Genomic DNA, 22,042 nt, shown 5'->3' with positions numbered 1-22,042 from the left:
CCTTGCAATGCCTCAGTCCTGGCCGTGCCAGCGGATCGGAACGCCCGGCGCCTGGGAGGCGCCGGGCGGGCCGGCGGGCGCGCAGCCTTCGTCTTCGTCGAAGGCCTTGTCGCCCTGCGCGTCGGGCAGGCCAGAGGCTTGGAGCGTGGCGAACGGGTAGAGGTTCCGGTCCTGCAGGTGCGAGGGCACCACGTTGGCCAGCGCGCTGGCCATGTTGTCGAGCCGGCCCGGGTGCTGGCGCTCCCAGTCGCGCAGCATCTGCGCGATCTGCTTGCGCTGCAGGTTCTCCTGGCTGCCGCACAGCGTGCACGGGATGATCGGGAACTGGCGGTGCGCGGCCCAGGCCACGAGGTCGTGCTCGGGCACGTAGGCCAGCGGGCGGATCACGACGTGCTTGCCGTCGTCGCTGACCAGCTTGGGCGGCATGCCCTTGAGCTTGGCGCCGAAGAACATGTTCAGGAACAGCGTCTGCAGCATGTCGTCGCGGTGGTGGCCGAGCGCGATCTTGGTCGCGCCCAGCTCGCCGGCCACGCGGTACAGGATGCCGCGCCGCAGCCGCGAGCACAGGCTGCACATCGTCTTGCCCTCGGGCACCACGCGCTTGACGATCGAGTAGGTGTCCTGGTTCTCGATGTGGAAGGGCACGCCGCGGCTCGCCAGGTAGTCGGGCAGCACCTCGGCGGGGAAGCCGGGTTGCTTCTGGTCGAGGTTGACCGCGACCAGCGTGAAGTCGATCGGCGCGCGCTGCTGCAGGTTCAGCAGGATGTCGAGCAGCGCATAGCTGTCCTTGCCGCCCGACACGCAGACCATCACCTTGTCGCCCGGCTCGATCATGTTGAAGTCGCCGATCGCCTGGCCGACGAGCCGGTGCAGACGCTTGCTGAGCTTGTTGGCTTCGAACGCGGGCTTGCCGGCCTGCCGCTGGCTGAGGCCGGGGTCGATGACGGCGCTCATGCTGCGCTCTCCTTGATGTGGAACACCTCGACCCCGACCGCGGCGCAGTCGGGGTAGACGTCGGGCTTTTCGGTCGACACGCGCACCGCGCAGACCTCGGGATGGGCCAGCATGCGCGCGGCGATCTCGTCGCACAGCGTTTCCTGCAGGCCGATGTGGCCTTGCGCCACGCGCTCGGCGATGACGCCGCGGATGAAGTCGTAGTCGACCACCTCGTCGAGCCGGTCCTCGTGCGGCGTGCTGGCCGCCAGGCTCACGTACAGATCGACATCGATCAGCAGCCGCTGCGGGCCGCGCCGCTCGAAGTCGTGCACGCCGATGCGCACCGGCAGCTCGAAGGCCTTCAGGAACACGCGCCGGCACGCGGCCAGCCGCGGATGCATGGGCCAGCCCGGCATCTCAGATCCCCTCGCCGTCGCGCGCAAGGAACAGCACGTCGCGCGACTGTGCCGCCAGGTGCTGGCCGCCGTCGACCAGCAGCGTGGTGCCGGTGATCGCCGGCGACTCGATGAGGAAGCGGACCGCGCGCGCCACGTCTTCGGGGGTCGACGAGCGTCGCAGCGGCGTCATGGCGTGGGCGCGCACGAACTCGGCGTTGTCCATCGGACCCGATGGCAGCGTGACGCCCGGTGCCACGCCGACCACCCGCAAGGTGGGCGCAAAAGCCTGCGCCAGCAGGGTCGTCGCGGCCTCCAGCGCGGCCTTCGACAGCGTGTACGAGAAGTGGTCCGGGTTCGGGTTCCACAGTTTCTGGTCGAGCAGGTTGATCACGCAGCCGCGGCGCGCGGTGCCCGCGAGTTGCGCGTGCAGGGCCGCGGCCAGCAGCACCGGCGCAGCGGTGTTGACCTGCCAGTGGGCGGCCATCGACGCGTGGGAGCAATCGGCTGCGCTGTCGTAGTCGAAGCGCGAGGCGTTGTTCACGACCGCGTCGACGCGCCCCATGCGCGCCGCGACCGCCGGGAGCAAGGCGCGGCAGGCCGCTTCGTTGGCCAGGTCGGCCACGAAGGCTTCGGCCCGCGCACCCGATTCGCGCGCGGCGTGCAAGGTGTCGCCCGACTCGTCGCTCGCCTGGTGGCTGTGCACGGCGACGTCGAAACCGTGCGCGGCGAGCTCGAGCGCGATCGCACGACCGACGCGCCGGGCAGCACCGGTGACGAGCACCACGGGACGGGAATCAACACTCATGCGTGCGGGACAATGGGGGCGTGGAAGCGAGCCCTGTCAGTGTAGCCAGCCCCCCTTCGCAGAGCCCGCGCGAGGCCTTGTCGGCGCGGATCGCCGACGCAATCGGGCAGGCCGGCGGCTGGCTCGGCTTCGAGCGCTACATGGAGCTGGCGCTGTACGCGCCGGGCCTGGGCTACTACGCCCGTGGCGACCGCCAGTTCGGCCTCATGCCCGGCTCGGGCAGCGACTTCGTCACGGCGCCCGAGCTGAGCCCGCTGTTCGGCCGCGCGCTGGCGCGCCAGCTGGGCCAGGCGCTGGAGGCGACCGGCACGCGCGAGGTCTGGGAGTTCGGCGCCGGCTCGGGCGCCCTGGCGGTGCAGCTTCTGGAGGCGCTGGGCGACCGGATCGACCGCTATGTCATCGTCGATCTCTCGGGCGCGCTGCGCGCCCGGCAGCAGGCCGTCGTCGCCGAGCGCGTGCCGCGACACGCCGCCAAGGCGATGTGGCTGGACCGGCTGCCGGCGCATATCGACGGCGTGCTGGTCGGCAACGAGGTGCTCGACGCGATGCCGGTGGCGCTGCTGCACTTCGACGGCGTGCAGTGGTTCGAGCGGGGCGTGTCGGTCGATGGCGGCCGCTTCGTGTTCGCCGACCGGCCCACCGCGCTGCGGCCTCCCGTGGACGCCGGCTGCGTGCCGGGCACGACCACCGAGCTGCAGCGCCAGGGCGAGGCCTTCATCCGCACGCTGGCGGCGACGCTGCGGCGCGGCGCGGCCTTCTTCATCGACTACGGCTTCCCGGAGGCCGAGTTCCATCACCCGCAGCGCCTCGGCGGCACGCTGATGTGCCACCGCGCCCACCGCGCCGATGCCGACCCGCTGAGCGACGTGGGCGAGAAGGACATCACCGCGCACGTCAACTTCACCGGCATTGCGCTGGCCGGCCAGGAGGCCGGGCTCGCGGTGCTGGGCTACGCCACGCAGGCGCGCTTCCTGATGAACTGCGGGCTGCTGGCCGACCTGCAGGACGCCGACCTGCGCACCATTGCCGCGGCGCAGAAGCTGCTGACCGAGCACGAGATGGGCGAGCTGTTCAAGGTGATCGGCTTCGCCGCCGGCGAGCCCTTCGACGCCCTCGGCTTCGCCGAAGGCGACCGCAGCCACACGCTCTGAGAGCCGGCGATGCTGCGCTGGCTGATCGTCGTCGTCGTCACGCTGATCGTGTTCAACGGGCTGCGCCCGTGGCTGGAGAAGTTCGGCCTGGGCCGCCTGCCCGGCGACCTGAACTTCCGGCTCGGCGGTCGCGACTGGTCGCTGCCGATCGCGACCACGCTGCTGCTGAGCTTCCTGGCGATGGTGATCGGGCAGTTGATCTGAACCGCGCCTCGGTGTGCGATCGGCTGTCGATAGCGGCTGCCTTTGCGGGTTCGGCAAGCGTGCACTGCAGCGCGGAAACGGCTCGCTATAATGCCCGACTTTGGCGCTTTAGCTCAGTCGGTTAGAGCGACGGAATCATAATCCGCAGGTCCGGGGTTCGAATCCCTGAAGCGCCACCAAGACACCCGGCCCCGCACTCGCGGGGCTTCTCGTTTGCGCAAGCAACTCGCCGATCCCGCGCCCTCGGTCCGTGACCCGCATCTGCGGGGCCCGCGAGCACGGGGTACTGCTCGCACCGACGAGGGCAGACACTGTGGCCATGCGCCACGACACACATGCCTTCAGCTGGGAACAAGAGCAGGCCGATGACCGGCCGAGCGAATTCAGAACGTCGACCTCGTACACCCTGCTCCATGGCGAGGACGACACGCGGCATCAGCCTCGCCGCGTCCCGCGGCGCCACCACAAGTCCAGTTCGTCCGGCGCCTGGCGCTTGCTGACGCTGGTCCTGCTCGCCGGCAGCGCAGTCATCTTCGTGTTCGCCACCCATGTCCGTGGCTGAGCTTCGCGAAGCTCCCCCTTCCGGGCGGACGCCACAGAGGGATGGCCGCCTTCGAGCGGATCGCCGATGCTTCGATGTGCCGTCGGCAACCGCGGCCGACAAGGAGCTCTGGATGGACTTGCAAGAACGTGAGGTCGGCGATTTCCGCATCTACGCCGGCGCCCTCGACGCAGCGCGCGGCGGCTACACGGCGGCGGTCGAGGTGCATCGCATGCGCGGCTCGGATCAGCCGCCGGAGGTGGTGTTCAGCAGCGATCGTGTTTCCGGCGGACACCGCTTCGACGCACCGGCCGCGGCCCTGAGGCATGCGCTGGACATCGGCCACCAGGCGATCCGGCTGCGCGAAGCCGTGGCGTCCTGATCGGCCGGCAGCGCCGCGTGCAGCGCAGGCTTGCGGCGGCCGGCGGCTCGCTCAGAGCGAGCTCGCCGCCTTGACGAGGTAGTTGGCGTTGGCGGCCTTGCCGCGCTTGTCGGCCGCCGCCGCCATGGCCCGCTCGGTCTGCTCGACGATCTCCTTGGCCGTGGCGGCGTCGTAGACGAACAGATTGCGCTTTGCAGACGCACGCATCTGCGTGGTGGACTTGCTCATCGCTTCCAGCTCGATCTCGATGCTGCGGTCCGCGTAGCTTGCCTTGATGAGCTCTCCGCCGTCGGTCTTGTCGATCCCGGCGACGGTGATGCCCATCTTGCTCAGGGCTGCCAGCGAGGCGGCCTTCACCTGCGGGGCGGTGGCTGTGAACGTCCGGTAGCTGACGCCGCTGGCCGTGTGGGAAACGCCAGCCGAGGCGCCGACACCCAATGCCGTGATGGCCAGCGCGCCGCAGCCCGACAGCCCGGCCGCGACCGACAGCAAGGCCAGCACACGAATCCACGACACCACGGCAGGACGGGGGTTCGTTGACATTTCGCGCTCCAGCACCTGAGGACGAACTCGCTGCAGGCAACTTCCACGCCATGGACCGGCCGCCCGGCTCATCGCTGCCCCACCGCGAAAGTCGATCCCGGTTCGTGACGAATGTGGCATCTGCGCAGCCGGGCCCCGGTACGTTTGAAAACATGTCCGACAGGCTCTTGCCGCCCGGCAGCGCGTTCCGTCCGCGGCGGGCAACGGTCGATCCGCGGTGTGCGGGGCGCAGGAGCGATCACTCACCGGTGCTGCCGGCCCGGTCACTACAATTTCGGTGTTCCTGCCTCTTGCAGCCACTGGATCCACACCATGTACCGCTGTGCCTTGCTCGCGCTCGCCTTGAGCACCTCCTTTGCTGCCTCCGCCCAGGTGCAGCGTAATTTCCCGTACAACGCACTGCGCGGCGAGATCACGATGGTGAATCCGCCCGACGTGCTGCTCAACGGCAAGGAGGCCCGGCTCGCACCCGGCGCCCGGCTGCGCGGCACCGACAACCTCGTGCAGGTGTCGGGGGCCCTGATCGGCCAACGCTTCACCGCTCACTACACCGTCGACACGCTGGGGCTCGTCAAGGATGTGTGGGTGCTGCGCACCGAGGAGAAGACCGGCTTGTGGCCGAAAACCGCCGACGAGGCTGCCCGCTGGGCCTTCGACCCGGCCGCGCAGACCTGGACCAAGCCATGAGCGCCCCCGTCGTCGGCAAGAAGGTCTACATCAAGACCTTCGGCTGCCAGATGAACGAGTACGACTCGGACAAGATGGCCGACGTGCTGCGCGCCGCCGAGGGCTACGAGCCCACGACCGATGTCGAGCAGGCCGACCTGATCCTGTTCAACACCTGCTCGGTGCGCGAAAAAGCGCAGGAGAAAGTGTTCAGCGACCTCGGCCGCGTGAAGCACCTGAAGGCCAAGGGCGTGAAGATCGGCGTGGGCGGCTGCGTGGCCAGCCAGGAAGGCGCGGCGATCATCGAGCGCGCGCCCTACGTGGACATCGTGTTCGGGCCGCAGACGCTGCACCGCCTGCCCGAGATGCTGGCCCGGCGCGACGCGCAGAACCGCGCGCAGGTGGACATCAGCTTTCCCGAGATCGAGAAGTTCGACCACCTGCCGCCGGCGCGCGTCGACGGCGCGACCGCCTTTGTCTCGATCATGGAAGGCTGCTCCAAGTACTGCAGCTACTGCGTCGTGCCCTACACGCGCGGCGAGGAGGTCTCACGGCCGTTCGACGACGTGCTCGCCGAGGTGGCCGCACTCGCCGACCAGGGCGTGAAAGAGGTGACGCTGCTGGGCCAGAACGTCAACGGCTACCGCGGCCGCATGGGCGACACGGCGGAGATCGCCGACTTCGCGCTGCTGCTCGAGTACGTGGCCGAGATCCCCGGCATCGCGCGCATCCGCTACACCACCAGCCACCCGAACGAGTTCTCGCAGCGGCTGATCGATGTCTATGCCCGCGTGCCGCAGCTCGTGAACCACCTGCACCTGCCGGTGCAGCACGGCAGCGACCGCATCCTGAGCGCGATGAAGCGCGGCTACACCTCGCTCGAATACAAGTCGCGAGTCCGCAAGCTGCGCGCGATCCGGCCGGGCATCTGCCTGTCCACCGATTTCATCGTCGGCTTCCCCGGCGAGACCGACGCCGACCACGCCCGCACGATGGCGCTGATCGAGGACCTGGGCTTCGACCACAGCTTCAGCTTCATCTACAGCGCCCGCCCCGGCACGCCGGCCGCCGCGCTGCACGACGACACACCGCATGGCGTGAAGCTGGCGCGGCTGCAGCAGGTGCAGGAGGCGATCGAGACCAACGGGCGGCGCATCGGCGCGAGCCGCGTCGGCACGGTGCAGCGCATCCTGGTCGAAGGGCCGTCGCGGCGGCCGGAGCTGGGCGCGGGCAAGGAGATGATGGGCCGCACCGAGTGCAACCGCATCGTCAACTTCGCGGGCCCAGCGCGGCTGGTCGGCCAGCTGATCGACGTGACGATCACCGAGGCCTACCCGCATTCGCTGCGCGGCGAGGTGGTGGTGCGGGAGCCCAGCCCGCAGCCGGCCTGATCCCGCCTGATGCCTCTGGCCCTGGCCTGAGCCGCTCACACCGGGGGGCCCAGCGCCGCGACGAAGTGGCAGGTGCTGCCGACCAGCACGAAGAGATGCCAGACGAAGTGGCCGAAGCGCAGGTGCGAGTCGAGCACGAAGAAGACCACGCCCACCAGATAGGCGAGCCCGCCGGCCAGCAACCAGGCCAGGACGGTGAAGGGCATGTCGCGCAGCACGGGGCCGGCCGCGAACACGGCCAGCCAGCCCATCGCCACATAGAGCCCGGTCGACAGCAGCGGATTCGACAGACGCCGGTTGATCTTCAGCAGCGCGCCGATGACCGCCAGCGCCCACACCAGCCCCAGCAGGGTCCAGCCCGGACCGTCGGGCAGCCTGCCGAGCGCAACCGGTGTGTAGCTGCCTGCAATGAACAGGTAGATCGCCACGTGGTCCAGCGTGTTGCACCAGCGCTTGGCTCGCCCCCGCGGCAGCGCGTGGTACAGCGCCGACGCGAAGTACACGAGGATCATCGTGGCCGAGAACACGCTGACACCGACCAGCCTCACCAGGCTGCCGTGGCGCGCCGCGAACTCGACGACGACCGGCAGGGACGCCAGCGCCAGCAACAGACCCAGTGCATGGCTGGCCGCATTGGCCAGCTCCTCGGTGGCAGTCTGTGGGCGCTCGGGCAGGACCATGGCGCACGCTCCGGCTTCTTCGCATCGCAGCGTCGTGCTGCGATGAGCCGATTGTGCGAAGCATTGACATCGGTGGTGTGGCCGAACCCCCTCGATGCGGGCAGCTCAGACAGGGGGCGTCGTAATCCCTGCCTCGGCCAGCGCGGCGCACAGCCGGTCCACGTCGTCCAGCGTGTGCGCGGCCGACAAGGAGATGCGCAGCCGCGCCGTCCCCTCGGGCACCGTGGGCGGTCGGATCGCCGGCACCCAGATGCCGCGCGCATCGAGCGCCGCCATCACGGCGAGCGCGGTGCCGTTGTCGCCGAGCAGCAGCGGCTGGATCGCACTCTGCGAGGCCGGCGCGGGCCAGGGCAGCACGGCCAGGCCGGCCGACAGGCGAGCGCGCAGCTGCAGCAGGCGTTCGCGCCGCCAGCCTTCCGCCTCGATGACCTGCAGGCTGGCGCGCAGCGCCTCGGCGATCATCGGCGGCGCGCCGGTGGCGAAGAAGAAGGTGCGTGCCCTCTGTGTCAGCCATTCGATCAGCGCCGGCGCGCCGGCCACGAAGGCGCCGGCCACGCCGGCGGCCTTGCCCAGCGTGGCCATGTAGATCAGCCGCGACGGCATCGCACCGGCATCGAGGCCCCAGTGCGACAGGCTGCCGCGCCCGCCCTCGCCGAGCACGCCGAAGCCGTGCGCATCGTCGACATACAGCCAGGCATCGAAGCGCTCGCACAGCGCCAGCATCTCCGGCAGCGGTGCCAGGTCGCCGTCCATGCTGAACACGGCGTCGACCACCACCAGGCGGCGGCGCGCGCCACGGCTCGCGACCAGCGCGCGTTCCAGCGCCGCCAGGTCGTTGTGCGGGTAGACCGTGAGCTCGGCACGCGACAGGCGCGCGCCGTCGATCAGGCAGGCATGGTTCAGCGCATCGGAGATCAGTGCGTCGCCGCGCTCCACCAGCGCCGGGATCGCGCCGGTATTGGCCGCATAGCCGGCATAGAAGTACAGCGCGCGCGGCAGGCCCACGAAGCGCGCCAGCTCCTGCTCCAGCGCCTCGTGCGCCGGGCTGTGGCCGCAGATCAGCGGCGAGGCGGTCGCGCCGACCCCGTAGCGCGCCGCGCCGCGCTGGGCGGCCTCGATCAGCGCAGGGTGCTGCGACAGGCCCAGGTAGTCGTTGCCGGCGAAGGCCAGGCGCGGCTGCCCGTCGGCCTGCACCCTGGCGCCGTCGAGCGGCGCGACCACGCGGCGGTGGCGGCGCAGTTGCTGCGCATCGAGCGCCGCCACGGCGGCTTCGAAGACGTCGGTGATGTCGGGCATGGGGAAGGGTTCCGTCGGGCTCAGTCGGGCAATCGCAGTGCCAGCGTGCACGGGTGGGCGCCCGGCTGCCATGGCCAGTCGGCCAGCAGGGGCGCGCCGAGGCGCTGCCGCAGGTAGTCGACGTTGGCATCCTGTTCGGGCATCGCAGGGTCGAGCCGGTTGGCGACCCAGCCGGCCAGCCGCAGGCCGCGGTGGGCAATGGCCTCGTGCGTCAGCAGCGCGTGGTTCAGGCAACCGAGGCGCAGGCCGACCACCAGGATCACCGGCAGCGCCAGTGCCGCCGCGAGGTCGGCGCCTGTCGCGGTGTCGGACAGCGGCACGAGGAAGCCGCCCGCCCCTTCGACCACCACCGCGTCGGCCTGCGCCGCCAGCGCATGGTAGGCAGCCACGAGGGGGTCGACCTCGATGCGGCGGCCCGCGCGCCGCGCGGCGATGTGCGGTGACATCGCATCGGGCAGCAGCACCGGGTTGTCGAGCGCGGCGGGCACCGCAACATTGCTCGCCGCGCGCAGCGCCAGCACGTCTTCGTTGTTCCCGGCGCCGTCCTCGCCGGCTTCGGTGCCGGCCGCCACCGGCTTCATGCCGGCGCAGCGTGCATGGCGGGCGCGCAGCGCCTGCAGCAGCGCGACGCTCGCGCGGGTCTTGCCGACGCCGGTGTCGGTGCCGGTCACGAACCAGCCGCGCGCAACGCCCGCCGCCGGGGCCGTCATGCCAGCACCGCGTTCAGCGCGCGCCGCGCGCCGCCGGCGAGCTGCTCCAGGGCGTCGTCGTCGAGCACGTAGGGCGGCATGAAGTACAGCGTGCTGCCGATCGGCCGCAGCAGCAATCCCTGCTCGCGCGCCGCAAGGTGGTAGGCGCTGGAGAAGCCGGCCCTGCCGCCATCGTCGATCTCCCAGGCCCACAGCATGCCGAGCTGGCGCACCGAGCGCACGCGCGGGTGGGCGCTCAGCGGCTCGCACAGCGCCGTTAGGCGGGCCGCGGTCCGGCGGTTGTGCGCCAGCACCGGCTCGCCGCCGAGCGGCTGCTCGAACAGATCGAGCACGGTCAGCGCGGCGCGACAGGCCAGCGGGTTGCCGGTGTAGGAATGCGAGTGCAGGAAGCCGCGCGAGGCGAGGTCGTCGTAGAAGGCCTCGTAGACCGCGTCGGTCGTCAGCACCGCCGACAGCGGCAGCGTGCCGCCGGTCAGGCCCTTCGACAGGCAGATGAAGTCGGGCCGGATGCCCGCCTGCTGGTGCGCGAACAGCGTGCCGGTGCGGCCGAAGCCCACCGCGATCTCGTCGCAGATCAGGTGCACGTCGTAGCGGTCGCACAGCGCCCGCGCGCGCCGCAGGTACTCGGGGTCGTGCATGCCGAAGCCGGCGGCGCACTGCACCAGCGGCTCGACGATCAGCGCCGCCGTGCGCTCGTGATGCCGCTCGAAATAGTCCTCCAGTGCGGCCGCGCAACGCAGCGCGCAGGCCACGGCATCCTCGCCCGGCGCCGCATGCCGCGTGTCGGGCGACGGCACGGTGGCGCTCAGGCGCACGAGCGGCGCATAGGCCTCGCGGAACAGCGCGATGTCGGTCACCGACAGCGCACCGACGGTCTCGCCGTGGTAGCCGCCCGCCAGTCCGACGAACTCGCACTTCTGCGGCCGGCCCCGGTTGCGCCAGCTGTGCGCGCTCATCTTCAGCGCGATCTCGGTCGCCGATGCGCCGTCGCTGGCGTAGAAGGCATGGCCCAGGCCAGTCAGCACGCCCAGGCGCTCCGAGAGCTCGACCACCGGCTCGTGCGTCAGGCCGGCGAGCATGACGTGGTCGAGCGTGGCGAGCTGCTCGGCCAGCGCGGCCCGCAGCCGCGGGTGGCCGTGGCCGAACAGGTTGACCCACCACGAACTGACCGCGTCGAGGTAACGCCGCCCGTCGGTGTCGATCAGCCAGGGGCCCTCGGCGCGTGCGATCGCCAGCAGCGGCTCGCGCTCGTGGCGCTTCATCTGCGTGCACGGATGCCACACCGCGCGCCGGCTGCGCTCGGCCAGCGTGTCAATCATCGGAGTTCCTTGCCGAACGGGGACATCCGCCGATCCCCCACGCGGAGGCCACCAAGCCACTCATCGCCGGCGGTCCACCGGCGCCGGCCGGTAGGTGCAGCGGTCGCCGCTGCTCTGCCGACCGACGCTGACGCTGGCGATGCCCGGCACCGTCGGGAGCAGTCGGTCGTGGATGAAGCGGCACAGGCTCTCGAGCGTCGGTGGCCCGAGGCCGGACACCTCGTCGAGAAAGTGGTGGTCGAGCTGCTCGCGCACCGCGGCAATGGCGGCGCGCAAGTGGGCGAGGTCCACCACCATGCCGCTGGCCGGGTCGACTTCGCCGCACACCGTGACCTCGGCGGTGTAGGTGTGGCCGTGGACGCGGCGGCTGCCGTCGGCCTCGTTGCGCTCGACCTGGCGGCGCAGCGTGTGCGCCGACTCGAAATAGAAGGACTGGCTCAGTTCAAACATCTCAGTGGTCCATTGCGCTCCGCGCCACCCGCGCCCCATGAGCCGGCAAAAGCCGAGCAGCCGCCGCGGACCGGCTCGGCCGGGCTGCCAGCGGCTCCCCCTCGAGGGGGAGCGGCGAAGCCGCAACGGGGGTGGTTCATATCTTCAGCGGATGCCGAGGAGTTTGTGGGTCTGCAGGCTGAGCTGCCAGCGCGGGTGCGCGAGGCACCAGCGCACGGCCCAGTCGGTGTTGGCGGCGAGGTCCGGGCCGTCCATCGGCTGCACGCGGCGTTGGGCGAAATCGAGCGCGTCGAACTCGCCGAGGTCGATGCCGCGCTGCGGCACCACCACCTTCAGCTCCTGGCCCGAGCGCTGCAGCAGCGGCGCGCCGGCCTTCGGGCTGACGCACAGCCAGTCGATGCCGGCCGGCGCGGGCACCGTGCCGTTGGTCTCGACCGCGATCTCGAAGCCCTGCGCGTGCAGCGCATCGATCAAGGCTGCGTCGACCTGCAGCAAGGGCTCGCCGCCCGTGAGCACGACGAAGCGTCGGCCCGTGTCGTCGGCCGGCCAGTGCGCGGCAGCGTGCGAGGCCAATGCCTCGGCGATCGTGAACTTGCCGCCGCCAGCCCCGTCGGTGCCGACGAACTCGGTGTCGCAGAAGCGGCAGACGGCGCTGTCCCGGTCGGCCTCGCGGCCGCTCCACAGGTTGCAACCGGCGAAGCGGCAGAACACCGCCGGGCGGCCGGCATGGCTGCCTTCGCCCTGCAGGGTGTAGAAGACCTCCTTGACCGCGTAGCTCATCGCGCCGACCTCAATGTCGTCCCCAGCCGGCCCAGCCCAGCGCGGCGGCACAGGCCAGCACCATCGCGCCGTAGGTCAGCATCGCACCGTCGCGACCGGTCAGCACCAGGCCGCCCAGCAGCGCCACCGTGGCCGCGCCACAGGCCCAGCCGGCCAGCCGCCGCAGCGGAACGGCCTTCAGCGCACGGAACCAGACGAGCTTCGCCAAGGCCGCGGCAATACCCCCGAGGAGCGCGGCCGGCAGCACGAGGTTCAGCAGGTGGATGAGAGCGTCGAGCGCGGTCATGGATGGGCAGTTCAGCGTACGCGCCGGTCCGCGAGCCGCTGCGGCCCGCGCCCGGGGGGTGCCAGGGGCTGCTGGAAAGTACGGCGCTTCGAAACAACGGCCGATTTTATAATCAGCGCATGTCGGTGTTCACCCTGGGCCTGAACCACACGACCGCGCCAGTGGATTTGCGCGGTCGTTTTGCGTTCACGCTCGAGCAACTGGCGCCGACCCTGCACGCCTTGCGCGAGCGCTTGACCATGGCGCAACGGCCCGGCGCACCGGAGGCCGCGATCCTGTCGACCTGCAACCGCACCGAGTTGTACTGCGCCGCCGAGCCGCAGCTGGTGCGCCCGGCCATCGAGTGGTTGGCCAGCGTCGGTGGCGTCAATGCCGACACCCTGAGCCACCATGCCTACATGCTCGAAGGGGGCGAGGCCGCTCGCCACGCCTTCCGCGTGGCGAGCGGGCTGGACTCGATGGTGCTCGGCGAGCCCCAGATCCTGGGCCAGATGAAGCAGGCCGTGCGCGAGGCCGACGCCGCGGGCACGCTGGGCAGCACGCTGCACCAGCTGTTCCAGCGCAGCTTCGCGGTCGCGAAGGAGGTTCGCACCTCCACCGAGATCGGCGTCCATTCGATCAGCATGGCGGCCGCCTCGGTGCGCCTGGCCGCCCAGCTGTTCGAGGACCTGCGCGAAATCCGCGTGCTGTTCGTCGGGGCCGGCGAGATGATCGAGCTGGCGGCAACGCATTTCGCCGCGCGCGCGCCGGCCCGCATGGCGGTGGCCAACCGCACGCTGGAGCGCGGGGAGAAGCTGGCGTCGCGGTTCGGCGCCGAGTCGATCCGCCTGTCGGACCTGCCGCTGCGCCTGCACGAGTTCGACGCCGTCGTGTCTTGCACCGCCAGTTCGCTGCCGCTGATCGGCCTGGGGGCCGTCGAACGCGCGCTGAAGACACGGCGCCACCGCCCGATGTTCATGGTCGACCTGGCCGTGCCGCGTGACATCGAGCCCGAAGTGGCGCGGCTCGACGATGTTTACCTCTACACGGTCGATGACCTGTCGGCCATCGTGCAGAGCGGCGGCGAGAAACGCCAGGCCGCCGTGGCCCAGGCCGAAGCGATCATCGAGACCAGCGTGCAGAGCTTCGTGCACTGGCTGGACCAGCGCGGCACCGTGCCGCTGATCCAGGCGCTGAACGCGCAGGCCGACAGCTGGCGCGAGAACGAATTGCTGCGCGCGCGCAAGCTGCTCGCCCGGGGCGAAAGCATCGACGCGGTGCTCGACGCGCTGTCGCGCGGCCTGACTCAGAAGATGCTGCACGGCGCCCTGGCCGAGCTGCATGCCTCGGACCCGACCCAGCGTGCGCAGTTGGCCGCGACGGTGTCGCGCCTGTTCCTGCGCGGCACGCTGCCGCTCGCCGCAGTGCGTTCCGGCCGACCGCCCGCCGAGCGCAGCGACGACCTCGACGGGACGCTCTAGCCCACCGGCCCTGCCGGTGTCTGGTGGCCGGCCCCGGCTGCCGGTCCGGCGCCCCCCTGCCCTACATGAAAACTGCCCTGCGCCAGCAACTCGACCGCTACGCCCGTCGCCTCGCCGAACTCGACTCGCTGCTCGCCGACCCCGGGACGATGCACGACGCGGCGGGCTTCCGGTCGCTGAGCCGCGAGCACATCGAGGTGTCGGGCATCGTCGAGCGCCACCGGCGCCATGCGCAGCGCGAGAGCGACCTGGCCGCGGCCCGCGAGATGGCGGCCGACCCGGAGCTGGCCGGCCTGGCGGCCGAGGAGGTCACCAGCGCCGAAGCCGAGCTCGGGCGCCTGGAAGCCGAACTGCAACGCCTGCTCCTTCCACGCGACCCCGATGACGCCCGCCCGGCCTTCCTCGAGATTCGCGCCGGCACCGGTGGCGACGAATCGGCGCTGTTCGCCGGCGACCTGCTGCGCATGTACACCCGCTACGCCGAGCGCCAGGGCTGGCGCGTCGAGCTGATGTCGGCCAGCGACAGCGAGCTGGGCGGCTACAAGGAGGTCGTGGTCCGCATCGAGGGCGACGCGGTGTTCGGCCACCTCAAGTACGAGTCCGGCGGCCACCGCGTGCAGCGCGTGCCGGCCACCGAGACCCAGGGCCGCATCCACACCAGCGCCTGCACCGTGGCCGTGCTGCCCGAGCCCGACGAAGCCCAGGAGGTGACGCTGAACCCGGCCGAGCTGCGCATCGACACCTACCGCGCCAGCGGTGCCGGCGGCCAGCACGTCAACAAGACCGACTCGGCCGTGCGCGTCACCCACCTGCCGACCGGGCTGGTGGCCGAGTGCCAGGACGACCGCTCCCAGCACCGCAACAAGGCCAAGGCGCTGGCAGTGCTGGCCGCGCGGCTGCGCGACAAGGACCGACTCGAACGCCAGGCGAAGGAAGCGGCCACGCGCAAGAGCCTGATCGGCAGCGGCGACCGCAGCGACCGCATCCGCACCTACAACTTCCCGCAGGGGCGGCTCACCGACCACCGCATCAACCTGACGCTCTACCAGCTCGGCGCGATCATGGATGGCGACCTCGACCCGGTGGTGAAGGCGCTGGTCGCGGCGCGCGAGGCCGAGCTGCTGGCCGAACTCGAGATCGGCGACTGATGAGCCACGCGGCACCCGAGGCCGGCAGCGTCGCGGCGCTCCTGCTGGCAGCCCGCACCGCGGGCGTCGACCGCCTCGACGCGCAGGCACTGCTGAGCACCGTCACGGACCGCCCGCGCAGCTGGCTGCTCGCGCACGACGATGCGCTGCCCGACGCCGCGGCGTGCGAGCGCTACGGCGTCCTGCTCGCGCGCCGCGCCGCGGGCGAGCCGCTGGCCTACCTGCTGGGCGAGCAGGAGTTCTTCGGCTTGCCGATCGCCGTCACGCCTGACGTGCTCATCCCGCGTCCCGATACCGAGACCCTGGTCGAGTGGGCGCTCGAGCGACTGGCACCGACCGCCGACGCCGCCGTGGCCGACCTCGGCACCGGCAGTGGCGCCATCGCGCTGGCGATCGCCTCACAGCGCCCCTTGGTCCGCGTGACCGCGCTCGACGCCAGTCGGGCCGCGCTCGCAATCGCCGAGGCGAACGGCCGCGAGCTGGGTCTGGCGGTCGAATGGCTGCACAGCGACTGGTTCGACGCGCTGGCCGGGCGGCGCTTCGAGCTGATCGTGAGCAACCCGCCCTACATCGCCGAGGGCGACGCCCACCTGGCCGCACTGCACCATGAGCCGCAACAGGCGCTCACCGCGGGCCGGGACGGACTGGCCGCGCTGCGTCACATCGTGGCCCACGCTCCGGCACATCTCGGGGCGGGTGGCTGGCTGCTGCTCGAGCACGGCTACGACCAGGCTGACGCCGTGCGCGCACTGCTGGATGCCGCCGGTTTCGACGAGATCGCCACGCGCCTCGACCTCGCCGGACAACCGCGCTGCACCGGGGCACGCCGAGGCGGCTGAGCGGCAAGGCCGCGTCGAGCCGGCCGTTCGTGCGAAACCTCGCACCGCGCAGCCGCTGCCTGTTGCGCCGCGGCGACCCTCATCCCACAAGGCGGCCCAGCGGCGTAGGATCATTTTCCGGGAGGCCGAGACGAGCCGCGCGAGGCCACCCGGGTCTGCCCGAGGAGCCTGCCATGAACGTGTGCTGCACCTTGTTCCGTCCGACCCTGCCGGTGGTCTGTGCGCTGGCTGCAGCCTTCACGCCCGCGCTGTGCAGTGCGCAGAGCGCGTCCGAATCCACCCCCGGCGGCCTCGGCCTGCGCAGCAGCAACACGGCGTGGCCGCGTTGGCAGGGCCGCCTGGACCTGACCAGTGGCAGCAATGCCGCGCTGGCAGGCGGGCGCTACGACCCGGGCCTCGACCTGTCGAACCCCTACAGCGGCACCCTGCGGCAGAGCCTGAGCCTGTTCGGCGACTACTACTTTCTCCAGCACGGCGCCGCCGGGCGCGACTACAGCGGCGGACTGCGGGCGACCGGCGGGCTGATCTACGGCCCGCGCGGCGCGGCATGGTCTGCCCTGCCGGCCTCTGTGTCCACGCTGGGCAGCGGTTTCAGTGCACAGCGTCGCAACTTCAGCCTCGCCACCCCGGGGCTGGTCGCGGACGACGGCGGCAACGGCTCGGTGCCGTACGTGGGTGTCGGCTACACCGGCCTGAAGTCCTTGCGCGCCACTGGCGGCGGCTGGGGCTTCAGCGCCGATGTCGGCGTGGTGGCGCTGCAACCGCGCTCCGTGGTGCGCTTCGGTCAGCAGGGCCTGATCGACAGCCTGCGCGACCTGCAACTGAGCCCGTTGCTGCAGCTCGGCGTGTCGTATTCGTTCTGATGTTCTCGCGACTCCGGGTGGGGATTTGACGGCGATCCGGAGGGAGCGGGCCGGCTTTGCCGTATAACCGCAGCTGTTCCCGAATTTCTGCCGCGAGCCATCATGACCCAAACCACGACCACTGACGTTCAGCAACGCATCGACCAACTGGTGAAGGCGCACCGGGTGGTGCTGTTCATGAAGGGCAGTTCCCAGTTCCCGATGTGCGGTTTCTCCGGCCGCGCGGTGCAGATCCTCAAGGCCTGCGGCGTCACCGACCTGGCGACCGTGAACGTGCTCGAAGATGAAGGCATCCGCCAGGGCATCAAGGACTATGCGAAGTGGCCGACGATCCCGCAGCTGTACGTGAACGGCGAGTTCGTCGGCGGCTCGGACATCATGGCCGAGATGTACCAGTCCGGCGAGCTTCAGCCGCTGTTGAGCGCCAAGGCCTGACGGCCAGCCTCCCCCGCCCTGACCGGTGGCGCCCCGCGCCTCGCAGGGCAGCCGATCACGCGAAGGCACAGCAAATGACCCGACGGCTCGTGGTCGGCATCACCGGAGCGACCGGTGCGGTGTACGGCACACGACTGCTGGCGCGCGCCCGTGCGCTGGGTGCCGAAACCCATCTCGTCGTCACGCCGGCGGGCGTGCTGAACGTGCACCACGAACTGGGGCTGGACCGGCAGGCGCTGGAGGCGCTGGCCGACCATGCGCATGCGCCGGGAGACGTCGGCGCCTGCATCGCCAGCGGCAGCTTCGCGACCGCGGCGATGGTCGTTGCCCCCTGTTCGATGAAGTCGCTGGCGGCCATCGCCCACGGCTTTGGCGACAACCTGCTAACGCGCGCTGCCGACGTGACGCTGAAGGAGCGCCGCCGGCTGTTGCTGCTGGTGCGCGAAACACCCTTCAATCTGGCGCACCTGCGCAACATGACCGCGGTGACCGAGATGGGTGGCATCGTGTTCCCCCCGCTGCCGGCCTTCTACCACCGGCCTGCGAGCATCGACGAGATGGTGGACGACACCGTGGAGCGCGTGCTCGCGCTGCTGGGACTCGACGCCGCAGCGCCCAGGGCCTGGTCCGGTCTCTGAACCCATGGTGGCTGCGGCGTAGCGCAGCCACCCCCGCGGGAGTCCCGGCCGGCTCGGGGACGGCCCCGCGCCGCCGTTCAGTCCTGTTTGTATTCCCAGCGCTTGCGTGCGGCGAACACCGCGTTCGGATATTCGGGCCGACCCCGGCTGCCGTTGTAACGGCCGAGCGCCAGGTAGAGGTCGCCGCGCTCGCGGTCGAGGTAGTGGCGCAAGATCACGCAGCCGAAGCGCAGATTCGTCTGCAGGTGGAACAGGCGCCCGACATCGCCGTCGCCGATGGTCCGCATCCAGAACGGCATCACCTGCATGTAGCCGCGAGCACCGGCGACCGACACCGCGAACTTGCGAAAGCCGCTCTCGACCTCGACCAAGCCGAGCACCAGCCCCGGATCCAGTCCGGCCCGCCGGCTTTCATACCAGAGCGTTTCGAGGAACTCGATGCGCGTCAGGTGCTCGGTCTTGCGCTTTTGCAGACGCTGGCTCATCGCACCGAGCCAGCGCAGGTAGGCCAGCCGCGATTCGGTGCTGGCGAAGGTGGGGTGCGGCGGCGCGCCGCGGGACACCGCGGCCGACAGCGCCGTGCGCACGGCGTCCGCCAGCGGCTCCTCGATCTGCGAGCCGGCCCGCGCCGCGCCAGGCCGCAGGCCGGCGACGAGTCCCAGGCTCGCGAGCAGTGCGAGGCGGCGCGCCCTTTGCATCAAGCGCGCAAGCGTGTGCGCAGCTGCGCGACAACGTCTGCCAGCGCCAGCTTGCTCGCCTCGGCCTCCTGCCGGCCTTGCAGTTCGACCTGCCCCTCCTTGAGCCCGCGGTCGGAGATCACCACGCGCTGCGGGATGCCGATCAGCTCCCAGTCGGCGAACATCGCGCCCGGGCGCTCGCCGCGGTCGTCGAGCATCACGTCCAGGCCGAGCGCCTGCAGTTCATCGTGCAGCGCGTCGGCCGCCTGCTTGACCTCGGTGGAGCGGTCGTAGCCGATCGGACAGACGACCACCTCGAAGGGCGCAATCGAGGCCGGCCAGACGATGCCGCGCGCATCAAAGCGCTGCTCGATCGCCGCGCCGAGGATGCGCGTGACGCCGATCCCGTAGCAGCCCATCTCCATCAGGCGCGGCTTGCCGGTCTCGTCGAGGTAGGTGGCGTTCATCGCGGCGCTGTACTTGGTGCCGAGGTAGAACACATGGCCGACCTCGATGCCGCGCTGGATCGCGAGCACGCCCTTGCCGTCCGGCGACGGATCGCCTTCGACGGCGTTGCGGATGTCGGCCACGAGGTCGGGCTCGGGCAGGTCGCGGCCCCAGTTGACGCCGGTGTAGTGGAAGTCGGCATCGTTGGCACCGCAGACGAAGTCGCCCATGTGCGCGACCGTCCGGTCGGCGATCACGCGCACTGGCTGCTTCAGGCTGATCGGCCCCAGGTAGCCCGGCTTGCAGCCGAAGTGCGCGTCGATCTCGCCAGCCGTCGCGAAGCGGAAGCCCGCCGTCAGGCCGGGCAGCTTGCCGGCCTTGACCTCGTTGAGCTCGTGATCGCCCCGCACCAGCAGCAGCCAGACGGTGGTCTTGACGATGTCGCCGCCTTCGCTCTTCTCATCGGTCGCCAGCACCAGCGACTTCACGGTCTGCGCCAGCGGCAGGCCGAGCAAGGCGGCCACCTCCGCGCAGGTGGCCTTGCCGGGCGTCGGCGTCTTGTCCAGCGGCTGGGTCGGTGCCGGCCGTTGCGCCGCGAGCGGCAGGCACTCGGCCAGCTCGATGTTGGCGGCGTAGTCGCTGGTCGGGCAGTAGACGATCGCGTCCTCGCCGATGTCGGCGATGACCTGGAACTCGTGCGAGCGGTCGCCGCCGATCGCGCCGGTGTCGGCCGCCACCGCGCGGTAGTGCAGGCCGAAGCGATCGAAGATGCGGCCGTAGGCGGCGTACATCGCCTCGTAGCTCTTGCCGGCAGCGGCTTCGTCGCGGTCGAAGGAGTAGGCATCCTTCATCGTGAACTCGCGCCCGCGCATCACACCGAAGCGCGGCCGGCGCTCGTCGCGGAACTTGGTCTGGATGTGATAGAAGTTCTTCGGCAGCTGCCGGTAGCTGCGCAGTTCCTGGCGCGCGATGTCAGTGACGACCTCCTCGCTGGTCGGCTGGATGATGAAGTCGCGGTCGTGACGGTCCTTCACGCGCATCAGCTCCGGACCCATCTTCTCGAAACGCCCGGTCTCCTGCCACAGCTCGGCCGGCTGCACGACCGGCATCAGCAGCTCGATCGCACCGGCGCGATTCATCTCCTCGCGGATGATGGCCTCGACCTTGCGGATCACCCGCAGCCCCATCGGCATGTAGCTGTAGATGCCGGCGCCGAGCCGCTTGATCAGGCCGGCGCGCATCATCAGCTTGTGGCTCGTGATCTCGGCATCGGCCGGCGCTTCTTTCAGGGTGGAGACAAAGAACTGTGAGGCTTTCATGGCGGCGGCCGAAGGCGTGCGAAGAAATGCTGCGTGACGTGCTGCGGGAGCGATGCCGCCGGGCCATCCCCGCACCCTGGGGCAGGCGCGGGCTTGCATCGCAGAGGCCCGGTGCAATAATGAATTCAAGACTGAATTCGAGGTTTCATTATGCTCGACCGTGAAGGCTTCAGGCCCAACGTCGGCATCGTTCTGCTCAACCAGCGGAACCAGGTGTTCTGGGGCAAACGCATACGCACCCACTCCTGGCAGTTTCCGCAAGGCGGCATCAAGTACGGTGAGACGCCCGAGCAGGCGATGTACCGTGAGCTGCACGAAGAGGTGGGCTTGCAGCCCGAGCATGTGCGCATCCTCGCGCGCACGCGCGACTGGTTGCGCTATGAGGTTCCCGATCACTACATCCGGCGCGAGGCCCGCGGCCACTACCGCGGTCAGAAGCAGATCTGGTTCCTGTTGCAGCTCACCGGCCGCGACAACGACATGAACCTGCGCGCCTGCGACCACCCGGAGTTCGACGCTTGGCGCTGGAACGAGTACTGGGTGCCGCTCGAGGTCGTGATCGACTTCAAGCGCGACGTCTACCAGATGGCGCTGACCGAACTGGCGCGCTTCCTGCCGCGCGCCAACCACCACAACCGCTATCTCCGCTCGGGGATGCGGGCGCACCGCCGCGACGACGAAGAGCGGCCGAACGAGCAAGCCCCTGCCGACGACGCGGCTGCGCCGGAGCCCGGTCAAGGGGACTGACGCGCCGCAGTGGCGATGTCAACCGGACCGGCGATTCAGCAGGCCGAGCCCGACCGCCACGGCCCCGAGCGCCACCAGCAGGTCGGCTCCCACCGACTCCCCGAGCAAACCGGCCGCGAACACCGCGCCGAACACCGGCGTGAGGAAGACGAAAGCCTGCACTCTGGTCGCCGGGTAGCGCGTGAGCAGCCAGAACCACAGCAGGTAGCTCGCAAAGGTGACGATCACCGCCTGATAGAAGAGCGAGCCGACGGCCAACAGGCTCCAGGCGGCGGGCCAGGGTGCGCCGCTCGCCCAGGCTGCCACCGGCGACGCCAGCGCCGAAACGAGCAGCTGGTAGGCCAGCGTCTTCTCGGGGGCTGCGCTGCGCAGCACGCTGAACCGGATGATCACGGTGGTCAGGCCCCACAGCACGGCGGCAACGAGGATCAAGGCATCGCCCAGCCAGGGCCAGGCATGGCCCTGTGGCGCCGGCTCGGCAAATGCATACGCCACGCCGGCAAAGGCGACGGCCAGACCGACCGTCTGCAAGGGCCGCAGCCGCTCGGCGGGGACCAGCCAGGCCAGCGCCAGGGCCACCACGAAGGGCGAGGTGTTGATGAACACCACCGAGCGCGCTGCCGTCGTGTACTGCAGCCCGATGAAGATGCAGCCGAACTCGATCGCGAACAGGGCGCCGGCGATCAGGCCCGGCACCAGGCTGCCGTCACGCCAGTTCCAGCCGATGCCACGCCAGCGCATCCAAGCCAGTACCAGCGCCAGCGCGACGACGCTGCGAACGGACAGTTGGACCAACGAGCCCACTTCGGGCAGCGCCGCCTTGATGGCAACCTGATTGAGGCCCCACAGCGCGCAGCACAGGACCAGGGCCGCAGCGGCCCGCCCGTCGATGCGTGCGGCACGCGAACCGGCACCACCTGTCATGCGATCC

Annotated in this window: 27 protein-coding genes and 1 tRNA gene; 14 read left to right on the top strand and 14 right to left on the bottom strand. The window is 70.5% G+C overall.

The window, feature by feature from the left end:
* Nucleotides 1–12: 12 nt before the first annotated feature.
* The 3 genes from ttcA to ACQY9S_RS20590 are packed head-to-tail and all read right to left on the bottom strand — an operon-like array spanning nt 13 to nt 2,139.
* The gene (gene ttcA / locus ACQY9S_RS20600; RefSeq protein WP_428422357.1) at nt 13–954 is read right to left on the bottom strand and encodes a tRNA 2-thiocytidine(32) synthetase TtcA; all 942 of its coding nucleotides are present in this window, start codon (nt 952–954) and stop codon (nt 13–15) included.
* Nucleotides 951–1,352 carry a dihydroneopterin aldolase gene (locus ACQY9S_RS20595; RefSeq protein WP_428422355.1) on the bottom strand — a complete coding sequence of 134 codons (402 nt, stop codon included), beginning with the start codon at nt 1,350–1,352 and terminating at the stop codon, nt 951–953. The genes ttcA and ACQY9S_RS20595 overlap by 4 nt, the downstream gene beginning before the upstream one ends.
* A 1-nt stretch (nt 1,353) precedes the next feature.
* The gene (locus tag ACQY9S_RS20590) at nt 1,354–2,139 is read right to left on the bottom strand and encodes an SDR family oxidoreductase (protein ID WP_428422353.1); all 786 of its coding nucleotides are present in this window, start codon (nt 2,137–2,139) and stop codon (nt 1,354–1,356) included.
* A 20-nt stretch (nt 2,140–2,159) separates the two neighbouring features.
* Between ACQY9S_RS20590 and ACQY9S_RS20585 the strand changes: the two genes are divergently transcribed.
* From ACQY9S_RS20585 to ACQY9S_RS20565, 5 genes are all read left to right on the top strand, one after another.
* On the top strand, nt 2,160–3,290 hold the full coding sequence (locus tag ACQY9S_RS20585; protein WP_428422351.1) for a class I SAM-dependent methyltransferase: 1,131 nt from the start codon (nt 2,160–2,162) through the stop codon (nt 3,288–3,290).
* Between the two features lie 9 nt (nt 3,291–3,299).
* Nucleotides 3,300–3,494, top strand: coding sequence for a DUF2905 domain-containing protein (locus ACQY9S_RS20580; RefSeq protein WP_428422350.1), 195 nt, complete (start codon nt 3,300–3,302; stop codon nt 3,492–3,494).
* A 102-nt stretch (nt 3,495–3,596) separates the two neighbouring features.
* Nucleotides 3,597–3,673, top strand: a tRNA-Met gene (locus tag ACQY9S_RS20575).
* A 134-nt stretch (nt 3,674–3,807) separates the two neighbouring features.
* Complete coding sequence (locus tag ACQY9S_RS20570; protein ID WP_428422348.1) at nt 3,808–4,056, top strand: hypothetical protein; 249 nt, start codon at nt 3,808–3,810, stop codon at nt 4,054–4,056.
* 112 nt (nt 4,057–4,168) lie between these two features.
* Complete coding sequence (locus ACQY9S_RS20565; protein ID WP_428422346.1) at nt 4,169–4,417, top strand: hypothetical protein; 249 nt, start codon at nt 4,169–4,171, stop codon at nt 4,415–4,417.
* Between the two features lie 51 nt (nt 4,418–4,468).
* On the opposite strand, the gene ACQY9S_RS20560 is transcribed toward ACQY9S_RS20565, so the two are convergent.
* Nucleotides 4,469–4,960, bottom strand: coding sequence for a hypothetical protein (locus tag ACQY9S_RS20560; RefSeq protein WP_428422345.1), 492 nt, complete (start codon nt 4,958–4,960; stop codon nt 4,469–4,471).
* Between the two features lie 312 nt (nt 4,961–5,272).
* Between ACQY9S_RS20560 and ACQY9S_RS20555 the strand changes: the two genes are divergently transcribed.
* The gene (locus ACQY9S_RS20555) at nt 5,273–5,647 is read left to right on the top strand and encodes a hypothetical protein (protein WP_428422344.1); all 375 of its coding nucleotides are present in this window, start codon (nt 5,273–5,275) and stop codon (nt 5,645–5,647) included.
* Nucleotides 5,644–7,017, top strand: a complete 1,374-nt coding sequence (gene miaB / locus ACQY9S_RS20550) for a tRNA (N6-isopentenyl adenosine(37)-C2)-methylthiotransferase MiaB (RefSeq protein ID WP_428422342.1) — start codon at nt 5,644–5,646, stop codon at nt 7,015–7,017. The genes ACQY9S_RS20555 and miaB overlap by 4 nt, the downstream gene beginning before the upstream one ends.
* A 35-nt stretch (nt 7,018–7,052) precedes the next feature.
* Here the strand turns inward: miaB and trhA are convergent, their stop codons facing one another.
* The 7 genes from trhA to ACQY9S_RS20515 all read right to left on the bottom strand — a co-directional run bounded on the left by trhA (nt 7,053) and on the right by ACQY9S_RS20515 (nt 12,538).
* Nucleotides 7,053–7,697, bottom strand: a complete 645-nt coding sequence (gene trhA, locus ACQY9S_RS20545; RefSeq protein WP_428422340.1) for a PAQR family membrane homeostasis protein TrhA — start codon at nt 7,695–7,697, stop codon at nt 7,053–7,055.
* A gap of 105 nt (nt 7,698–7,802) precedes the next feature.
* Nucleotides 7,803–8,993, bottom strand: coding sequence for an 8-amino-7-oxononanoate synthase (gene bioF / locus ACQY9S_RS20540; RefSeq protein WP_428422339.1), 1,191 nt, complete (start codon nt 8,991–8,993; stop codon nt 7,803–7,805).
* A gap of 20 nt (nt 8,994–9,013) precedes the next feature.
* Nucleotides 9,014–9,703 (bottom strand): dethiobiotin synthase, encoded by a 690-nt coding sequence (gene bioD / locus ACQY9S_RS20535; RefSeq protein ID WP_428422337.1) that lies wholly within the window; start codon nt 9,701–9,703, stop codon nt 9,014–9,016.
* A complete protein-coding gene (gene bioA, locus ACQY9S_RS20530) occupies nt 9,700–11,022 on the bottom strand; it encodes an adenosylmethionine--8-amino-7-oxononanoate transaminase (protein ID WP_428422335.1) in 1,323 nt (440 codons plus the stop codon). Before bioA ends, bioD begins: the two co-directional genes overlap by 4 nt.
* 60 nt (nt 11,023–11,082) lie before the next feature.
* Nucleotides 11,083–11,472, bottom strand: a complete 390-nt coding sequence (locus ACQY9S_RS20525) for a 6-pyruvoyl trahydropterin synthase family protein (protein WP_428422333.1) — start codon at nt 11,470–11,472, stop codon at nt 11,083–11,085.
* A gap of 144 nt (nt 11,473–11,616) precedes the next feature.
* Nucleotides 11,617–12,252 carry a 7-carboxy-7-deazaguanine synthase gene (queE, locus tag ACQY9S_RS20520; RefSeq protein WP_428422331.1) on the bottom strand — a complete coding sequence of 212 codons (636 nt, stop codon included), beginning with the start codon at nt 12,250–12,252 and terminating at the stop codon, nt 11,617–11,619.
* Nucleotides 12,253–12,262: 10 nt separating this feature from the next.
* The gene (locus tag ACQY9S_RS20515; protein WP_428422329.1) at nt 12,263–12,538 is read right to left on the bottom strand and encodes a hypothetical protein; all 276 of its coding nucleotides are present in this window, start codon (nt 12,536–12,538) and stop codon (nt 12,263–12,265) included.
* Nucleotides 12,539–12,657: 119 nt separating this feature from the next.
* Here ACQY9S_RS20515 and hemA point away from each other — a divergent pair, with 119 nt between their 5' ends.
* From hemA to ACQY9S_RS20485, 6 genes are all read left to right on the top strand, one after another.
* Nucleotides 12,658–13,998 (top strand): glutamyl-tRNA reductase, encoded by a 1,341-nt coding sequence (gene hemA / locus ACQY9S_RS20510; RefSeq protein WP_428422327.1) that lies wholly within the window; start codon nt 12,658–12,660, stop codon nt 13,996–13,998.
* A gap of 65 nt (nt 13,999–14,063) precedes the next feature.
* Nucleotides 14,064–15,146 carry a peptide chain release factor 1 gene (gene prfA / locus ACQY9S_RS20505; protein ID WP_428422325.1) on the top strand — a complete coding sequence of 361 codons (1,083 nt, stop codon included), beginning with the start codon at nt 14,064–14,066 and terminating at the stop codon, nt 15,144–15,146.
* The gene (gene prmC, locus ACQY9S_RS20500; protein ID WP_428422323.1) at nt 15,146–15,985 is read left to right on the top strand and encodes a peptide chain release factor N(5)-glutamine methyltransferase; all 840 of its coding nucleotides are present in this window, start codon (nt 15,146–15,148) and stop codon (nt 15,983–15,985) included. The genes prfA and prmC overlap by 1 nt, the downstream gene beginning before the upstream one ends.
* A gap of 173 nt (nt 15,986–16,158) precedes the next feature.
* Nucleotides 16,159–16,848, top strand: coding sequence for a hypothetical protein (locus ACQY9S_RS20495; protein WP_428422322.1), 690 nt, complete (start codon nt 16,159–16,161; stop codon nt 16,846–16,848).
* A gap of 102 nt (nt 16,849–16,950) precedes the next feature.
* Entirely contained in the window at nt 16,951–17,283 is a 333-nt protein-coding gene (grxD, locus tag ACQY9S_RS20490) for a Grx4 family monothiol glutaredoxin (RefSeq protein ID WP_428422321.1), read from the top strand.
* Nucleotides 17,284–17,357: 74 nt separating this feature from the next.
* Complete coding sequence (locus ACQY9S_RS20485; protein ID WP_428422319.1) at nt 17,358–17,921, top strand: UbiX family flavin prenyltransferase; 564 nt, start codon at nt 17,358–17,360, stop codon at nt 17,919–17,921.
* 77 nt (nt 17,922–17,998) lie between these two features.
* On the opposite strand, the gene ACQY9S_RS20480 is transcribed toward ACQY9S_RS20485, so the two are convergent.
* Together ACQY9S_RS20480 and ACQY9S_RS20475 are read right to left on the bottom strand one after the other, a co-directional pair.
* Nucleotides 17,999–18,619 carry a lytic transglycosylase domain-containing protein gene (locus tag ACQY9S_RS20480; protein ID WP_428422317.1) on the bottom strand — a complete coding sequence of 207 codons (621 nt, stop codon included), beginning with the start codon at nt 18,617–18,619 and terminating at the stop codon, nt 17,999–18,001.
* Nucleotides 18,619–20,364 carry a proline--tRNA ligase gene (locus ACQY9S_RS20475; RefSeq protein ID WP_428422316.1) on the bottom strand — a complete coding sequence of 582 codons (1,746 nt, stop codon included), beginning with the start codon at nt 20,362–20,364 and terminating at the stop codon, nt 18,619–18,621. The genes ACQY9S_RS20480 and ACQY9S_RS20475 overlap by 1 nt, the downstream gene beginning before the upstream one ends.
* 150 nt (nt 20,365–20,514) lie before the next feature.
* On the opposite strand from ACQY9S_RS20475, the gene ACQY9S_RS20470 reads away from it, so the two are divergent.
* Nucleotides 20,515–21,111: an RNA pyrophosphohydrolase gene (locus ACQY9S_RS20470; RefSeq protein WP_428422315.1), complete on the top strand. Its 597-nt coding sequence runs from the start codon at nt 20,515–20,517 to the stop codon at nt 21,109–21,111.
* A gap of 18 nt (nt 21,112–21,129) precedes the next feature.
* Here ACQY9S_RS20470 and ACQY9S_RS20465 read toward each other — a convergent pair whose 3' ends face one another.
* The gene (locus ACQY9S_RS20465) at nt 21,130–22,035 is read right to left on the bottom strand and encodes a DMT family transporter (protein ID WP_428422314.1); all 906 of its coding nucleotides are present in this window, start codon (nt 22,033–22,035) and stop codon (nt 21,130–21,132) included.
* Nucleotides 22,036–22,042: the final 7 nt, after the last annotated feature.

Origin of the sequence: Methylibium sp. (assembly GCF_965279545.1) — a bacterium.
In the GTDB taxonomy this organism is placed as follows: Bacteria; Pseudomonadota; Gammaproteobacteria; order Burkholderiales; family Burkholderiaceae_C; genus Methylibium.
Note: the sequence above shows the minus strand (reverse complement) of the source record. Positions and strands in the feature narration are given on the sequence as shown.

Excerpts from the sequence above, each read along its gene's own strand:
- ACQY9S_RS20580 (WP_428422350.1), top strand. The coding sequence starts at position 3,300 with ATGCTGCGCTGGCTGATCGTCGTCGTCGTCACGCTGATCGTGTTCAAC.
- bioD (WP_428422337.1), bottom strand. The coding sequence starts at position 9,703 with ATGACGGCCCCGGCGGCGGGCGTTGCGCGCGGCTGGTTCGTGACCGGC.
- prmC (WP_428422323.1), top strand. The coding sequence starts at position 15,146 with ATGAGCCACGCGGCACCCGAGGCCGGCAGCGTCGCGGCGCTCCTGCTG.
- grxD (WP_428422321.1), top strand. The coding sequence starts at position 16,951 with ATGACCCAAACCACGACCACTGACGTTCAGCAACGCATCGACCAACTG.
- bioA (WP_428422335.1), bottom strand. The coding sequence starts at position 11,022 with ATGATTGACACGCTGGCCGAGCGCAGCCGGCGCGCGGTGTGGCATCCG.
- ACQY9S_RS20560 (WP_428422345.1), bottom strand. The coding sequence starts at position 4,960 with ATGTCAACGAACCCCCGTCCTGCCGTGGTGTCGTGGATTCGTGTGCTG.
- ACQY9S_RS20470 (WP_428422315.1), top strand. The coding sequence starts at position 20,515 with ATGCTCGACCGTGAAGGCTTCAGGCCCAACGTCGGCATCGTTCTGCTC.
- ACQY9S_RS20515 (WP_428422329.1), bottom strand. The coding sequence starts at position 12,538 with ATGACCGCGCTCGACGCTCTCATCCACCTGCTGAACCTCGTGCTGCCG.
- hemA (WP_428422327.1), top strand. The coding sequence starts at position 12,658 with ATGTCGGTGTTCACCCTGGGCCTGAACCACACGACCGCGCCAGTGGAT.
- trhA (WP_428422340.1), bottom strand. The coding sequence starts at position 7,697 with ATGGTCCTGCCCGAGCGCCCACAGACTGCCACCGAGGAGCTGGCCAAT.
- ACQY9S_RS20475 (WP_428422316.1), bottom strand. The coding sequence starts at position 20,364 with ATGAAAGCCTCACAGTTCTTTGTCTCCACCCTGAAAGAAGCGCCGGCC.
- ACQY9S_RS20485 (WP_428422319.1), top strand. The coding sequence starts at position 17,358 with ATGACCCGACGGCTCGTGGTCGGCATCACCGGAGCGACCGGTGCGGTG.
- ACQY9S_RS20595 (WP_428422355.1), bottom strand. The coding sequence starts at position 1,352 with ATGCCGGGCTGGCCCATGCATCCGCGGCTGGCCGCGTGCCGGCGCGTG.
- miaB (WP_428422342.1), top strand. The coding sequence starts at position 5,644 with ATGAGCGCCCCCGTCGTCGGCAAGAAGGTCTACATCAAGACCTTCGGC.
- ACQY9S_RS20525 (WP_428422333.1), bottom strand. The coding sequence starts at position 11,472 with ATGTTTGAACTGAGCCAGTCCTTCTATTTCGAGTCGGCGCACACGCTG.
- ACQY9S_RS20565 (WP_428422346.1), top strand. The coding sequence starts at position 4,169 with ATGGACTTGCAAGAACGTGAGGTCGGCGATTTCCGCATCTACGCCGGC.
- prfA (WP_428422325.1), top strand. The coding sequence starts at position 14,064 with ATGAAAACTGCCCTGCGCCAGCAACTCGACCGCTACGCCCGTCGCCTC.
- ACQY9S_RS20495 (WP_428422322.1), top strand. The coding sequence starts at position 16,159 with ATGAACGTGTGCTGCACCTTGTTCCGTCCGACCCTGCCGGTGGTCTGT.
- queE (WP_428422331.1), bottom strand. The coding sequence starts at position 12,252 with ATGAGCTACGCGGTCAAGGAGGTCTTCTACACCCTGCAGGGCGAAGGC.
- bioF (WP_428422339.1), bottom strand. The coding sequence starts at position 8,993 with ATGCCCGACATCACCGACGTCTTCGAAGCCGCCGTGGCGGCGCTCGAT.
- ACQY9S_RS20465 (WP_428422314.1), bottom strand. The coding sequence starts at position 22,035 with ATGACAGGTGGTGCCGGTTCGCGTGCCGCACGCATCGACGGGCGGGCC.
- ACQY9S_RS20480 (WP_428422317.1), bottom strand. The coding sequence starts at position 18,619 with ATGCAAAGGGCGCGCCGCCTCGCACTGCTCGCGAGCCTGGGACTCGTC.
- ACQY9S_RS20555 (WP_428422344.1), top strand. The coding sequence starts at position 5,273 with ATGTACCGCTGTGCCTTGCTCGCGCTCGCCTTGAGCACCTCCTTTGCT.
- ttcA (WP_428422357.1), bottom strand. The coding sequence starts at position 954 with ATGAGCGCCGTCATCGACCCCGGCCTCAGCCAGCGGCAGGCCGGCAAG.
- ACQY9S_RS20590 (WP_428422353.1), bottom strand. The coding sequence starts at position 2,139 with ATGAGTGTTGATTCCCGTCCCGTGGTGCTCGTCACCGGTGCTGCCCGG.